This window comes from Aminobacter sp. P4_D5, assembly GCF_056401815.1.
The window spans coordinates 1-754 of sequence record NZ_JBFUIP010000630.1 but is presented as its reverse complement, the minus strand read 5'-3'; the positions used below and the strand labels follow the sequence as shown (position 1 = coordinate 754).

Annotated in this window: 1 protein-coding gene; it reads left to right on the top strand. The window is 69.3% G+C overall.

What is annotated here, in order from left to right; translation table 11 throughout:
- Window positions 1-649 (top strand): amidase family protein (locus AC1DWF_RS33975; protein ID WP_476842888.1); only part of this gene is annotated, 649 nt, incomplete at its 5' end.
- Between the last annotated feature and the right edge of the window lie 105 nt (window positions 650-754).

Genomic DNA, 754 nt, shown 5'->3' with positions numbered 1-754 from the left:
GGGCGGGCTGAAGGGCCTGCGCATCGCCTACAGCCCGGATCTCGGCCATGCCCGCGTGGACCCGGACGTGGCGGCGGCCGTCGAGGCGAGCCTGGAGGCGCTGGTCCGCGGCGGCGCCACGGTGGAGCATGTCACCCCGCCCTGGGGTCCCGAGGGGCCCGCGCTGGAGCGCGACATGTGGGGCGGCGCCTACAAGGCCTATCTCGCGAAGAGCCCCGGGGACGAGGCGCAGATGGACCCCGGCCTCGTCGCCTGCACCCATGCTTACAAGGACTTCACCTTCGAGCAGGCGCATGCCGCCATGGGCCGCCGCTTCGCCTATGCGGCGGCGGTGAATGCCTGGTTCTCGGAGTCGGGCTTCGACCTGCTGGCGACGCCCTCGGCTTCCGTCGCAGCCTTTCCGGTCGGGCTGCAGCGCCCGCCGCACTGGCCGCAGCACGATTGGGACTGGCTGGTCTGGGCGGAGTTCTCCTATCCCTTCGACCTCTCGCATGGGCCGGCGATCTCGGTGCCCTGCGGCTTCAGCTCCGAGGGTCTGCCGGTCGGCCTGCAACTGGCGGGGCCACGTCTCGCGGATTCGCTGGTGCTGCGTGCCGCCGCGGGCTTCCTGGCCGAAAGGCCCTTCGAAGTGACGCCGGCGCTGAACTAGAGCYTYTTCCGTTCGCAAGGGCTCMCTGCAAAAGCTCTRGCYTGTTGTTTKGARRGYATGATTCACGCYTCCGGTGATTCCACCTGCGGCGATCATRCTCTAGAT